Origin of the sequence: uncultured Algoriphagus sp. (genome assembly GCF_963974835.1) — a bacterium.
Taxonomy (GTDB): domain Bacteria; phylum Bacteroidota; class Bacteroidia; order Cytophagales; family Cyclobacteriaceae; genus Algoriphagus.
In genome coordinates this window covers 269,663-284,402 of record NZ_CAXBET010000002.1, presented here as the reverse complement: position 1 = coordinate 284,402, position 14,740 = coordinate 269,663, and the positions used below count along the sequence as shown (strand labels likewise).

The following is a 14,740-nucleotide window of genomic DNA, read 5'->3' as shown; positions in this document are numbered from 1 at the left end:
AAGGCCATATGGAATCTCGTATTGGTGATAATCATTTCACCTTGTAAGGATTACGAAATACTTGATTTCATACAGTGGCTTAGGTAATCAGTGTAAAATCTTGTAAACAAGCTCGCGGAGGTTTTCAGCCTCGCTCAAACTTCCGGAATCAACTCCCTTGTAACGAAGATCAGCTTCTTTAATGTATGCGAACACATCAATTACCTTGCCCAAATTATAGTTTCTTGATGCTACTAAATATTCCTTAACTACAAAAGGAGGCAATCCCAGAATACTGGCAAGCTGCTGTTCATTGGCTCCTGTTTTCTTTGCTTGGTGGATTAAGGCGATTCTGGTGAAGTAGTTGAACATCAACGAAAACATTGGAATCACGGGATTCGCCTTAGGATTTTGGATGAAATAGTGGATGATTTTATTGGCTTTTACCACATCCTTAAATCCTATCGCCTTAAGAAATTCAAAATTGTTGTAGTCCTTATTAATACCTATATACTTGGAAATGTGCTCGTTGGTTATTTTCGTAGGTTCACGGAAATTGATCAACATCTTCCCTATCTCATTGGAAAGAACTTCCAGGTTGTTGCCGATAGAATCCGCCAAAAGTTGAGCTGCACGATTGTCAATGGAGTGTTTTGTCTCTTTAATGAAGTCTTCAATCCAGTCAGTCAACTTATAATCTTTGACTTTGTCCGATCGCACATAGACAGTTTTCTTATCCAGCTCCTTATATAATGCGGATCTGCCATCAAGCTTTTTGTACTTATGGGCGAAAACTAAAATGGTACTTGGCAGCGGATTCTGCACGTAATTAACCAGTAATTTTTGAGAATCTTCCTTTGTGAGATCCGATAAGCTTTGTGCCTCCTTCACGATCACCACTTGGCGATCCGCCATCATCGGAAATTTCCGTGCATTATTAATAATCAATCCAACATTCGCATCTTTTCCATAGAGCACTACCTGATTAAATCCACGCTCATGTTCTGCAATGGCATTCTTTTCAATGTAGTCGGAAATCTGATCAATAAAGAATGGCTCCTCTCCATCTAAAAAGTAAATGGGGGCAAACTTTTTCGCTTTCAGATCTTTAAGTACAGCTTGTGGTGTTTGGGGCATAAATTAGGAGTAATCTCAAGCCTTAAAGATAACAGGCCTAATCATTTGCCTGCAAAAAGCCTAGAAAGATTATTTGGTAAACTATTCCAGGCTTAACTTTGTCTTTGTAAGAGTAACAACTTTCAATGAGCAGTCAGGAGACTGCATTAGGATAAGTCCAAGTCTTTCTGCAGCAGGTCTGAAAACTAGCCCTAAGAAAAAATTTGCGACCTCTGCGTTAACCTCCGTGCACTTTGCGGTAAAAAATGAAAAGAATATGAGCTTCGAAAAAGGAATAGAATTATATAAATCAGGAAAATTTGAAGAGGCGCTTGCCATTTTTGATGGGTTGGTAAAAGCTAATCCAAACCAGCCACAGTTGCATCTGAGTCGGGGAAGAATTCTATCTAGACTGGGAAGAACTGAAGAAGCACTGGCAGAATTTGATATAATCACTTCTTTGGAGCCTTATAATACGGATTACATTTCAGACCGCGCAGTGGTTTTACACCTGCTCAAAAGAAATGAGGAAGCTCTATCTGAACTTGATCGGGCAGCCAATCTCGACCCAAAAAACCCTTATCGGTACAGTAGCCGAGCCTATCTTAAGGACAGAATCGGTGACTTAGAAGGAGCGATAGCCGATTATGAGAAGGCAATTGAATTGGATCCTGAGGATGCTGTTTCCCACAACAATAAGGGGATGGTAGAAGAGAAATTAGGCTATCAGGCTAAATCAAAAAAGAGTTTTGAAAAAGCGGATGATTTGGTAGGATATAAGCCAGCAGAAGGTCCAAGTCTAAAGTCAAAAGAGGAAAGCTCTGAACTTCCTGAAATTGGATCAAAACCAAGTGAAAAAGCTATTGTCCCAGTTCAAATGAAAGAAATGACTTTCAACCACTTCATCAATACATTGGGCTCTGTTTTCAATAATGCACATACCCGAAAAGAATTCGGCAACTACTTAAAGGGACTTTTTGGAGGAAAAAAGGGTGACTAATAACGTATACTTTATATGAAAATTAAAAAGTGGTAGTCTGCAGCAAACTGAAGACAGAATTAATTTGGGCTTAAGTCTAAAGGCTTAAATCAAGTAAGCTAAGGAGGTTCGTTTCTATACAGCTTCATCAGCTTCCTCCCTAGTTAAGAAAACCACTCAAAAAGATTTGATTACCCAAAGTGGCTTATTAATGAAATATGCCATTTTTTTGGACAGACTTTTCGAAAAAATCTGATCAAAAAATGACTTCTTTTCGCTCAATGTCACCAGTATATCCCCTTTGGCAGTTTGAAGATAATTTTCCAACCCCAAAGCAATATCATCCCGAAAGGATTTCAGTATGAAGTTGACCTTATCGTATTTGATAAACGGCTCTATTTCTTCTATCATAGTCATGTGAAGTGATTTATCCAGCGCTTTATGCGTGGTACTTACATGAACCATGTCAATCTCAGAATCATAAAACTTTGCAACTTCCACAATCTTCTGAATGGCAATTTTATCTTCCTCCAAATAGTCACTCGCGTATACAAGCTTTCGTGGAGCTTTAAAGTAAACCTTTCGCGGTACGACAAAAATATCCCGATCTGATAGCTCCACGATCCTACTTGCTCTGGAACCAATCATATTCTCTCTGAAATCATTCACCCCTTCAGTTCCTACGACGATCAGATCAGCATTCATTTCCTTTGAATAAGCCAGAGTTAGCTTGACAATATTCCCTTCTCTAATCACAGAAATACAGCTTCGCAGACCATTCCTCGCCCCCTCTTTAATTATCGCATCTTCCAAGCTCTGTAGCTTTTCTCGCACAAAATCCATTTGGTATTTTCCATTGACATCAGCAGGCGAGAGTTTTTCATAGTCCTCTCTATTTAGCACATGAAAAAGCACAAGATCTGCTTGGTATTTTTCTCCCAATCTGGTAGCATACTCAATCGCATTTAGGGAGCATTCAGAAAAATCTGTGGGACATAATATTTTAAAAACCTCTGCCATGTTAGTATTCAATAGCCTCTCGTTCGGTTAACGACATTGATCAATTCCCTGTTTTCTTTTATGCGCTTTATATTCTCTATCACTTGCGGTGCAGCAGCCTGAGGGTTTGTCACACTGGCGATATGTGGAGTCATGGTTATTTTCCAATTTTCCCAGAAAGGATGGTCTTTTGGCAGAGGCTCTTCCCTATACACATCCAGCATAGCTCCTGAAAGGTGTCCATCATCCAAAGCTTTGATTAAATCATCCTCGACCAAATGCTTGCCACGTGCAACATTGATCAGATAAGTATTCGGATTGCATTTTTCGAACAACGATGAATTAAGAATATTTTCCGTATCCGGCGTAAGTGGAAGTAAGCATACCAACACATTCACCTGCTTTAAAAATTCATCTAACTTGTCTTTAGTATAATAGGGATATTCAAATTCCGGTTTTTCTGAAAAGCCAAAACCAACGACTGGAAATCCCATGTAATTCAATTTATCCATAACATCCTTTCCCAATGCCCCCACTCCCATCACTCCTATCGTCACATCCAACTCCGGCATACTCATGTCCCAAATTTTCCGGGTCTGGTTCATCTGATAGCGAGCGGACTGTCGATGAAAATTCAACACTGCCATTACCACATAATTGGTCATAGAGAATGTAAGTTTTTCATCTACAATTCTGACTATAGGAATACTGGATGGAATTGATTTGTCCCGCAGAATGTGATCCACTCCAGCTCCCATTGAACTGATAAGTTTAAGATTTGGGAAATCTGAAAGTATCCCCTGTGGGTGCTGCCAAAGGAATACATATTCTACTTTTTCAGGTTCGGTGATCTCTGGATATACTTCAATACTCAAATCATGAGCAAGAGCTCTAAATTCTTTTATCCATACTTCCGGATTCTTACCGGGACTTATAATTGCTAAACTCATAACTATCTATACGTGGTATATAAAATGTGGGTAAAAAACGTTCTAGTTTATGCTGAAAAATGAGAATTTAACTTTTCGATATTGTCTTAAAAAGCATCAAATTGCGTAGCTTTTTAAAACATCATTTCACGTTTTCCGCTTAAGTAACTTTAAACCAAATTATAACTTCAATTTTAATGAAACAAAAAATTGCTTTCTCTTTAACATTAATGTTGTGCAGCTTTTTTTCTTTTGCGCAGCAAATCCAAATGCCTCAAGCCTCTCCTGCTGCCAAGATCGCACAAAAGGTTGGCCTAACTGATGTGACAGTGGACTATAGCAGACCAAGTACCAAAGGCAGAAAAATCTTTGGAGAATTGGTTCCTTTTGGACAAGTCTGGAGAACTGGTGCTAATGGAGCAACTGTTCTTTCTTTTTCTACAGATGTAATCATCGGGGGCCAAACAGTTCCTGCTGGCCAATATGCACTTTATTCCATTCCTGAAAAATCAGATTGGACAATGATTCTTTCCAAAAACATCAAGTTATGGGGTGCAATTGATTACGAGCAAAGTGATGATCTAATCAGATTTAAAGCAAAGCCAGAAAAATTGAACAAGAAAGCAGAAACCTTTGAAATCAGCTTTGCAAACATGACAGATACAGGATCTGACCTTTCTTTGAAATGGGAAAATACCAGAGTAGATTTTAGAATAGAAACTCAGGTAGATCCCCTCGTGATGGCCCAGATCAAAGAGTATGTAATTGATGCAAACACAGCTGATCCAAGCCTGCTTTATTCAGCAGCCAGCTATTATTACACGAATAGCAAGGACATGAATCAAGCGTATGATTGGATAAATGAGTCTGTAGAAGCTGATCCAAAGTACTGGACTATGCACCTAAAGGCAAAAATAGAAGCGGCTTTAGGCAAAAAAACTGAAGCAGTAGAATCTGCTGAGGAAGCAATCGATCTTGCAGAGGAGGCAGGTAATCAGGATTATGTAGGTCTGAATGAAAGGCTAATCAAATCACTTAAATGATTTTGAGTAACCAATCTCTGGTTTTTCAAACTCAACAATTTAGATTGTGGTGATAATCAAGGTGTGAGAACTAATACACTTAATAGATTAGAGTTAGAAAATTGAATATTCATCTACAACTTAAAGATAGAAACAAAGAAGCCTCCTAATTAGGGAGGCTTCTTTGCTTACATCATTGATCGGTTTGCTTCTTTGGAATCACCAGCTGAATCAGCGCTGCTAATAGCATGACAGCTAAGCAGCCAATAGGATTATACCAAAGAAATCCAATGCCCCAAAGATTTCCTTCCATTACATCTCCATTGCTGAAGTGTACAAATAATACAATTGCCTGGGAAAGCACCGCCGCAATAAAGACGGCTTGACCTTTTACCCACTTCATAAAAAAAGCTACCAGGAATATCCCAAGAATTGTCCCATAAAAGAGTGAACCAAGAAGATTAACAGCCTGAATTAAATTTTCAAACAAAGATGCGTAAGTAGCAAAGAGAATAGCTCCCAGACCCCAAAAGGCTGTAAATAACTTGGAAGATCTTAAATAATGCTTGTCGCTCGCTTTCTGATTAATTGAGCGCTTATACAAATCCACCGTGGTAGTAGATCCCAATGCATTCAACTCAGAGGCGGTGGATGACATGGCAGCAGAGAAGATTACAGCGAAAAGTAAACCCACAATGCCCTTGGGAAGATTATCCATGACAAAGCGCATAAAAACATAATCAGTATCTCTAGTCTCAGCAACTGGGTCGTTGCTAACTATCATTTCTTTTACTTCGGTTCGAATTTCTTGCTGTTCGGATTTCAGAACAGAAATTTTCTGTCGAATTTCCTGTTCTTTTACCTCATCCTTTTTTTCAATTGCTTCTAGCATTTCCAGATAGGAAGCTTTACTAAGTTCAAAATTCTCAGCATACTTTGCTTCCAGTCCTTCAAACTCTCCAGCATACTCGCTTTCCCGGAGTTTATCAGTCTGAACTTGGTTGAATACCACCGGGGGTAAAAAGAACTGATAAAACACGAATACCATTACCCCGATAAATAGAATAATGAATTGCATCGGGATCTTCAAAAAGCCATTCATGATCAATCCCATCCGGCTTTGCGAGAGTGTCTGCCCAGAAAGGTAGCGCTGAACCTGACTTTGGTCTGTTCCAAAATAAGATAGAAATAGAAAGACTGCAGCAGTCATTCCTGACCAGACATTGTATCGGTCAGAGATATCAAACTCAAAGTTGATCATATTCAACTTATCCATCTTACCCGCTACATGCATTGCTTCCTGAAAGGAAATTGGAAGCATCTGAATCACTATAATTCCTGCCAAAATCATCCCTCCCATCATCACAGCCATTTGTTGTTTCTGGGTGATAGATACCGCTTCCGTACCCCCAGAAACCGTATAGAGAATAACTACTGAGCCGATCAGAACATTTGTTATGGTAAGATTCCATCCCAATAAGGTGGAGAGAATAATTGCGGGTGCATAGATCGTAATGCCCGCCGCCAATCCTCTTTGTACTATAAAAAGTAATGCTGCAAGTGTTCTGGTTTTTAGATCGAAACGATTTTCCAGGAACTCATAGGCTGTGTAGACCTTCAGGCGATAATAAATGGGGATAAAAACCACCGAAATTATAATCATGGCCAGAGGCAATCCAAAGTAAAATTGAATGAACCTCATCCCATCTTCATATGCTTGCCCCGGAGTGCTTAAAAAGGTGATCGCAGATGCCTGAGTAGCCATAATGGATAAACCAATCGACCACCAGTTCATAGAATTTTCACCACGGAGATAAGAATCTAAGCTTTTTGGTCCATAGGTTTTATAGACGCCATAAGTAGCAATAAGTGCCAACGTTCCGAAGAGCACTACCCAATCTACCGTGCTCATGCGTAGGCTACTTTAAGCCAATAAAAAATAGCCATCAAAATAAAAAGGCATGCAATCAACCCAGCATAAAGGTATTTCCAACGTATTTGCTTTTCCTCCAAAATTATTGCTCGATCAGGTTGATGAATAATTTAGTAGCACCAGGAACACCAGCTGGTAATTCTCTGAAGAATGAGAGCCCCGTGTAAATAAAAGTCCCCTTGCCATATTTAGTATAGATCAAAGAACCATTCAACGGATCTTCTCCTGGATCCTGAAAGGTGAGCGGAGTAGAATATTCAGGAGCAATGTCAGCTTCAAAATAGAGTCCTCTTTCCTGAATCCAACCGTCAAAATCAGCAGGAGTTATCTTATTGGGTCCAGCTAAAACCGGATGATTCCAATCCGCCTCGAAAGGAGAATTCTCCACTGTTACTCTATCCCTACTTATGGTAAATGGATACGGTCCCAGATTTTCAATCAATAACGGCCGACTGACATTGTACTGAGCTACCACAGTTCCTCCATTCTCTACATACGACATAAGATTTTGTTGGTTCGCTGCCAGTGCCGCATTTGTATTATAAGCTCTGATTCCAACTACTATACTCTTGTACTGAGAAAGATTAGTAAGAGAATAATCTGTAATTTCAGAGACCTTATATCCAAGAGAGGAAAGCACTGCCGGCACATCGTCCCCAGCTCCCATAATATAACCGATTTTAGCTCCAGACACCTTCCATTCTTCCTGAATCAGATTAATAGATGCCGGCGAAAAATAAGTCAGGTTTGGTATATGCTTATAAGAAATCCGATGGGTGACCTGATCATACAATTTTCCTTCCTTAGTAGTGAAAAGAGAAACCACTTCTCTCTTTTCGTTTTTATCCAGTTTGAAAGAAACCTGATAAGTTTTCTTCTTCTGAGTTGGATTATTTTCTACGCCAATAATTTCAAATTCTGAATTCTTCAGGTTTTTAAAAGTGAGATCACCCTCCTTTATATCTCCATTGAAATTAACTGTCACAGTTATCACAGGGCTTACTCCAGGAATTAAAAAGACATTTTGATCGGATACATTTAGGTTAATTTCCGGAACAATGGTAAATGGCTGCTTCGATTCACCATCCACCTGATCATTGTATTTATATTCTAGAGGAATTGTTACTTGGAAATCCTGACTGTCAATCTTAAACATCAAATACGCGCCAACTTTGACTTCGTTAAAAGGTTTTCCAATCATGAGTTGATCACTGACATCATAAATTGCATCCTTTATTGGGTTGACTAGCCAGTAAGGCTGCGAAAGAGGTGCATTTTCGTTTACTTTGAATTCAACAGGAATTTGAACTGGCTGATTATTTACTGAAGTGCCATTCATATCCGAATAACTCTTATCGTGCATTTGTAGAGAAATATCCTCAACCAAAACTGCAGATGGATTATTCACCACCAAACTTGCTTTGATTTCTTCTCCAGCATATCCAAGCTCTTGGTTGGTCACAAACTCCATTTTTAATCCAAGTACTTCAAAAATTAATTCATCTAAATTCTTTCTCTTTTCCACGATCCAAGGATACTTCAATTCAGTTTCTAATAGTTTAGATCGAATTTCCATCAGCGCTTTTAAGTTATTTACCGGCTCAGTAAAATTGAATTTCTCAATAACGCTTTGAATCAAAGTCTCGATTTCCTTGCCTCCTTGTATTTCTTGCCATCGATCAGGTATTCCTTCAAAAGCAGACGTTATGAATGGTTCTCCTTTTATGAATTGCAAGTGATCTTCAGCTGCTCCTATCCTTGGTGTAGCACCAAAGCCTTGAGATTTATGCATTGTACGACTATCCGCTGCTATTTTACTGTGAGTTTCTCCGAGTAAACTATTGAATTCCCCAACCTGAAAAACTGCATATTGTTCTGATTCGATTGGCTTAAACTCTCCACCGAAATTATATGAGTTCCAAAAGATTCTTCTTGGCTGCCAAGTTTCAACATATTCAAGCTGCTCTGGGTAGGCTTTTGGGTCAGCTGCTAGATCGAAAGCTTCCCCTGCTAAAATAGCGGAAGTGGTGTGATGCCCATGATTTTCTCCCGGCACCGTGTTAAATCTAGTAATAATAATATCTGGCCTAAACTTCCTTACTACCCAGACTACATCAGAAAGAACCTTTTCTTTATCCCAATTCTGTAAGGTTTCATAAGGATTTTTGGAATAGCCAAAATCCATGGCGCGGGTAAAAAACTGCCTGCCTCCATCGGTTTCTCTCGCTTTCAATAACTCTTGAGTCCTGATCTGACCAAGTTCTATTCCCAGTTCTTTTCCTAATAAATTCTGCCCTCCATCTCCACGAGTCAAACTAAGGTAAGCTACTTGCACATGCTCTCCATTTCTGAGTGATGCGATCAACTGTGTATTTTCATCATCAGGATGAGCTGCAACATAAAGTACCCGCTTAGTTTCTTTGAGTTGGAGTAACTTGTGATAAATCTCAGAAGAAGGAACGGTTTGGGAATTACAGATCAGACTTGTTAGCAGAAAGGAAATAAATGCTAAAGATCTGAACAAGATGGACTTGGTCATGGATGGGCGTAATTTATCGCTACAAGCTAGAATAAGCCAATTGGAAATAAAAATATTATTTGATTAAATGAGCTGGAATTGCCTAGGGAGTAACAATTTTTCGCACTTTGCCCGGAATTGTATAACCTAGGGTAAACTCAAAAAAATCAGCTTTCACCCTATGTGCTTTAATCTGTACACCGGCAAAGACATTATTGTTCATGCGATAGCGGACACCAATTCGCTCATAGAAATTGGTAGTTTCCTGATTGTAATGAGCCTTGTTTAAGTAGACTCCAATTCCTATTGGCATGTATAAGTTTCTTGTTAGCTTCCATTCCCATGATCCCACCACAGCCAGAGAATTGGAATCATCAAAGGTGATTTCATCATTTGGAAAACGATCCTTGGCTCCTGCTCCATAAAACCAATCTAAACCTATTCCTCCGCGATATTTATAGGAGATTTCCCATAGGTAATTTACTCCTAACCCGCCCCTGAAGTAAGCTTTCTCACCAATTTCATAACTTTTCAATCCTGTGTAAGCTGAAATATTCCAAAATCCTCTCTTTTCCAAAGGAGGAAAAACTGGTTTCTCACCAGGATGGAATTGCTCTTGATCTAAATTTAGGCGAACTCCTAAAGCGATGGGAATAAAATTTATTCCGGCATTAGGCTTTTTGATGGATCCATTTGAATAGTGTTTTGTACCTATAGAGGAAAATGCTTCAATGGACTTTGTGATTTGATAGGATGCTTTTAACCCAAAATGTACATGTACATTAACAGCTGATCCAACAAAACCATTAGTTGGATTAGTCTCAGCGTCATAGGGATTCATATTGAATCCTAGACCTATTTGGGCATAGTAACTGAAATTAAGCTTTCTATCAAAATTATTCTTCCCAAAAGGAAATTCTCCAAAGCCATATATGCCCATAGGACGGCCTATTTCATAATAATAGTTCAAAGCTGAAGTGAACCCAACTCCATAGCTCGGAAATCTATTAATGTAATTATAATAAGTATTGTTGCTGCTTCTCCAGCCAAATCTTACATCAACACCTGCATAAGCTGTTTTATCTATAATTTCATCAGCCCAATCCTTATGATTACCAATGATAGGTCCTTGATCGTAAGATAGTTCAATGAATTTTTTCGACTGCGCTCTTACTTGAAAAGAAATTAAAACAAAAAATTTTAAAGCTAAAAACAGAGTAATGTGCAATCGCATCGCTAGATAGAATTTCCGAAGGCAAAGATAAAAATATTGGAAAAAACTACCTACCTAATTCTATAAATCAAATCACGATGCTCAATGAAAGAATTACAAGAATTCTAACCACAAAAAAAAGCCCCCGAAAGTAAATTCAGAGGCTTTTAATGTGGTTTTTAATTAATTATCAACCGTTTTCTTGCCAGTTTGCACCTTTAAGCTCGATCAACATTTTGTTGTATTTTTCTGCTTCCTCAGTATTTTTCAAGCGTGTATGAACTTGGAAAAGGATAGCCATTACGTCTGTATTTTCAGGTCTAATTTCCAATGCTTTTTCAAAATATGGAATAGCCTCTTTGTAATGAAGATTTGCCTCATCAGTCATCTCTTTCGATTTTGCTTCCCACTCCTCATCTGAAAGTGCATTCAATTCAGCTAGAATTTCTCTGGATTTCTCCAACAATAATGCTCCAGCATAATAGTTTCCATCATAGAATTCTGGATCTGCCACAACTGACTTTTTGTAATCTTCAAGAGCACCGTCCATATCGCCTGCTTGTTCTTTAAGATATCCTGATCTTAATAGAATTCCAGCATTGTTTGGATCATTTTTCAACGCATCCTGAATGGAAGCCATAGCCTCATCCATTTTGTTCAACTGAAGTAGCAATTGAATCTCGTATTCCGCAAGTACCTTATCTTCAGGATAATCTTCACGGCCTTGCATGATCATTTCGTATGCTGCTTCTGGATTTTTATCTTCTCCACTTAGAATCTGAACCATTAAATAATAAACAGTCAATTTATTATAATCTTCGATGTCTAATAGGTATCCAAAGTGCTTCTTAGCTTCTTCAAATTTACCAAGGTCATTTGCTATGAAACCAGCATTGTAGTGAACTGTTGTGTCATTTAGGTCAATAGCACCGGCCAAGTCAAAGAACTCATAAGCCATTTCCTGATCTTCTGCATTATATCTTTCTAATGCTTTGTCAAAAGACATGTTTTTAAGAGTATAAATAGAATATGGTCGAAGGTTATCAGGAACACCTGGCATGTCCTCTGTATAGATATCCTTACCAACTCCGCTCTCCTTATCTCCTCCGCCCATTTCAAAAGCTTTGTTGTAAGTCTCTAATGCTGCTTGACCAGTTTCCACAGTGGAAGCGGAATTGGAAGAATCAGATCCAAACATTTTGGTCTCAATCTGAGCTTTTAAAAGATATGTTGCAGGATCTTCCGAAGTTTCTGGATCAGCACTTGCAGCTTCTATATCAGTCATAGCAGCTGTCAAATCACCAGATTTAAAGTTCTTCTCTGCTGAGCGAACCACTTTTTTTTGTGCAAAAGCCAGAGTCGTTGCACCGATCAAGGCCATTGATAGAATTAGCTTCTTCATTTTAGCTTATTTTTCTTGTTTGGTTGGTTATTCGTTAATTTCATCTGATTCATCAGAAGTATCCTCAGGCTCTTCCGGTGAAGCATTATCAGTTGGTACTTCAGAGTTTTCGTCCGACACTACTACTGCATCATCTATCACCTCAGCCTCTTCTTCTTTTGATATTTTCTCTACGGAGGAAATTTCATCATTTTCTCCTATTTTAATCAATCTTACTCCTTGAGTGGCTCTGCCCATCACTCGAAGTCCATCCACAGAAATACGGATGGTGATTCCTGATTTATTGATGATCATCAGGTCATCTGTTTCAACGACTTCTTTGATGGCAACTAGAGTACCAGTCTTCTCAGTGACACTCATTGCTTTCACTCCTTTTCCTCCTCTGTTGGTGATTCTATACTCGTCAAGCTTAGAGCGTTTACCGTATCCCTTTTCAGAGACTACAAGCAATGTTGCATTTTCTTCGGACGCACATACCATGCCAATCACATAATCCTTATCATCATTTAACTTAATAGCTTTTACGCCTGTAGCTGTACGTCCCATAGGACGAACTGCAGTTTCGTTAAAGTGAATTGCACGACCAGACTTAGCAGCGATGACTATATGTTGACTGCCATTCGTCATCTCTACCTTCACCAGTTGATCATCCTCACGGATATTCAATGCAATGATTCCGTTAGTTCTTGGGCGACTGTATTGTTCAAGTGTGGTTTTCTTAATGATACCATTCTTGGTCACCATGACCAGGAAGTGATTGTTCAGATAATCCTGATCATTCAAATCCGCCACTTGTATGATTGACCGGATTTTATCGTCCTGCTCGATGCTAATCAAATTCTGAATAGGTCTGCCTTTGGAAGTTTTAGATCCTTCTGGAATTGCATAGGTCTTCAACCAGAACAATTTAGCCTTATCAGTAAAAATCAATAAGTAATTGTGTGTAGATGCAGTAAACAAATACTCAGTAAAGTCATCTTGCTTGGTGCTTACCCCACGTGAACCTACCCCACCTCTACCTTGAGTTCTATATTCTGAAAGAGCGGTACGCTTTACATATCCCTCATGAGAGACAGTGATAATCACTTCCTCATTTGGGATCATATCTTCATAGCTGAAATCTTCTGCATTGTGCTCAATTTCAGTTCTACGGTCATCAGCATATCGGGTTTTCATTTCTGAAAGCTCCTCTTTGATGATTTCCATCCTTTTGTCTTCGTTGGCGAGAATTTCTTTGAGTTCTTCGATCAAAGCCATGATCTCGTTGTACTCATTGATGATCTTCTCTCGCTCCATTCCTGTCAATCGCTGCAATCTCATGTCGAGAATAGCTCTTGCCTGAATTTCGCTTAAATCAAACCTTTCGATCAAACCATTTCTTGCTGTCTCAGGATCTGCAGAGTTTCTGATCAAGGTAATTACTTCATCCAAATGATCTAAAGCGATCAAATAACCTTGAAGTATATGTGCTCTTTTCTCAGCTTCTCTAAGTTCATATTCCGTTCTGCGGATCACTACCTCATGACGGTGATTCACATAATGAACAATCATGTCTTTCAAATTCAGCGTCTGTGGTCTACCTTTTACTAAGGCAACGTTATTCACTGAGAATGAAGTCTGTAATTGTGTATGCTTGTATAGATTGTTTAAAACAACACTTGAAATCGCATCGCGCTTCAGCTCATATACGATTCGCATTCCTGAGCGATCTGACTCATCACGAATTGCTGAAATTCCATCAATTTTCTTTTCATTGATTAGCGCAGCAGTTTTCTCTACCATGCTGGCCTTATTCACCATGTATGGAATCTCCGTGATGACGATCATCTCTTTGCTTCCTCCATCCTTGATTTCCACGTTGGCTTTGCCGCGCATTACCACTCGTCCACGGCCAGTTTCGAAAGCAGCTTTTACTCCATTGTAACCATAGATAATTCCACCAGTTGGAAAATCAGGTGCAATGATATGCTCCATCAGTTCAGCAACGGTGATCTCATTATTGTCAATATATGCTACAATACCATCTATGACTTCTCCCAAATTGTGAGGAGCCATATTCGTGGCCATACCTACCGCAATACCCGAAGCACCATTTAATAAAAGGGCTGGCACTTTAGCAGGCAAAACGATTGGCTCCTTCAGGGAGTCATCGAAGTTGAATTGAAAATCTACTGTTTCTTTATTGATATCCACCAAAAGCTCCTCAGCTATACGCTTGAGTCTTGCCTCGGTATAACGCATCGCTGCAGGATTATCTCCATCGACGGAACCAAAGTTACCTTGACCATCCACCATAGGATATCTAAGAGACCAAGGCTGCGCCATACGAACCATCGTTTCGTACACAGCAGAATCACCATGAGGGTGATACTTTCCTAGTACCTCCCCGACAATTCTGGCAGATTTTTTATAAGGTTTGTTATGTAATACTCCCAGTTCCTGCATCCCGAAAAGGATTCTGCGGTGTACTGGTTTTAGTCCGTCACGGACATCAGGAAGTGCTCTTGAAACAATAACCGACATCGAATAATCGATGTAGGCACCACGCATTTCCTCTTCAATGTTAATGGGTATGATATTCTCGTTTTCTCCTTGAGCCATATAATGCTATTCACGGGGTCGATTAAGGCTGCAAGATAGTAAAAACAGA

10 protein-coding genes are annotated in these 14,740 nt (G+C 39.2%); 2 read left to right on the top strand and 8 right to left on the bottom strand.

The window, feature by feature from the left end; all coding sequences use genetic code 11:
- Positions 1-87 precede the first annotated feature (87 nt).
- Positions 88-1,116: a DNA polymerase III subunit delta gene (gene holA / locus AACZ73_RS07255; RefSeq protein ID WP_339876734.1), complete on the bottom strand. Its 1,029-nt coding sequence runs from the start codon at positions 1,114-1,116 to the stop codon at positions 88-90.
- A gap of 256 nt (positions 1,117-1,372) precedes the next feature.
- On the opposite strand from holA, the gene AACZ73_RS07250 reads away from it, so the two are divergent.
- A complete protein-coding gene (locus AACZ73_RS07250; protein WP_339876732.1) occupies positions 1,373-2,095 on the top strand; it encodes a tetratricopeptide repeat protein in 723 nt (240 codons plus the stop codon).
- 156 nt (positions 2,096-2,251) lie between these two features.
- Here the strand turns inward: AACZ73_RS07250 and AACZ73_RS07245 are convergent, their stop codons facing one another.
- Both AACZ73_RS07245 and AACZ73_RS07240 read right to left on the bottom strand, forming a co-directional pair.
- On the bottom strand, positions 2,252-3,094 hold the full coding sequence (locus AACZ73_RS07245) for a universal stress protein (protein WP_339876974.1): 843 nt from the start codon (positions 3,092-3,094) through the stop codon (positions 2,252-2,254).
- An 8-nt stretch (positions 3,095-3,102) separates the two neighbouring features.
- Entirely contained in the window at positions 3,103-4,023 is a 921-nt protein-coding gene (locus AACZ73_RS07240) for a glyoxylate/hydroxypyruvate reductase A (RefSeq protein ID WP_339876730.1), read from the bottom strand.
- A gap of 176 nt (positions 4,024-4,199) precedes the next feature.
- On the opposite strand from AACZ73_RS07240, the gene AACZ73_RS07235 reads away from it, so the two are divergent.
- Positions 4,200-5,045, top strand: a complete 846-nt coding sequence (locus tag AACZ73_RS07235) for a DUF2911 domain-containing protein (protein WP_339876729.1) — start codon at positions 4,200-4,202, stop codon at positions 5,043-5,045.
- A 172-nt stretch (positions 5,046-5,217) separates the two neighbouring features.
- Here the strand turns inward: AACZ73_RS07235 and AACZ73_RS07230 are convergent, their stop codons facing one another.
- From AACZ73_RS07230 to gyrA, 5 genes are all read right to left on the bottom strand, one after another.
- Positions 5,218-6,936 carry a sodium:solute symporter gene (locus tag AACZ73_RS07230; RefSeq protein WP_339876728.1) on the bottom strand — a complete coding sequence of 573 codons (1,719 nt, stop codon included), beginning with the start codon at positions 6,934-6,936 and terminating at the stop codon, positions 5,218-5,220.
- Positions 6,937-7,039: 103 nt separating this feature from the next.
- Positions 7,040-9,496 carry a PIG-L family deacetylase gene (locus tag AACZ73_RS07225; protein ID WP_339876727.1) on the bottom strand — a complete coding sequence of 819 codons (2,457 nt, stop codon included), beginning with the start codon at positions 9,494-9,496 and terminating at the stop codon, positions 7,040-7,042.
- 82 nt (positions 9,497-9,578) lie between these two features.
- The gene (locus tag AACZ73_RS07220) at positions 9,579-10,709 is read right to left on the bottom strand and encodes an acyloxyacyl hydrolase (RefSeq protein WP_339876726.1); all 1,131 of its coding nucleotides are present in this window, start codon (positions 10,707-10,709) and stop codon (positions 9,579-9,581) included.
- Positions 10,710-10,878: 169 nt separating this feature from the next.
- On the bottom strand, positions 10,879-12,090 hold the full coding sequence (locus AACZ73_RS07215) for a tetratricopeptide repeat protein (protein ID WP_339876725.1): 1,212 nt from the start codon (positions 12,088-12,090) through the stop codon (positions 10,879-10,881).
- Between the two features lie 27 nt (positions 12,091-12,117).
- On the bottom strand, positions 12,118-14,691 hold the full coding sequence (gene gyrA / locus AACZ73_RS07210) for a DNA gyrase subunit A (RefSeq protein ID WP_339876724.1): 2,574 nt from the start codon (positions 14,689-14,691) through the stop codon (positions 12,118-12,120).
- Positions 14,692-14,740 lie beyond the last annotated feature (49 nt).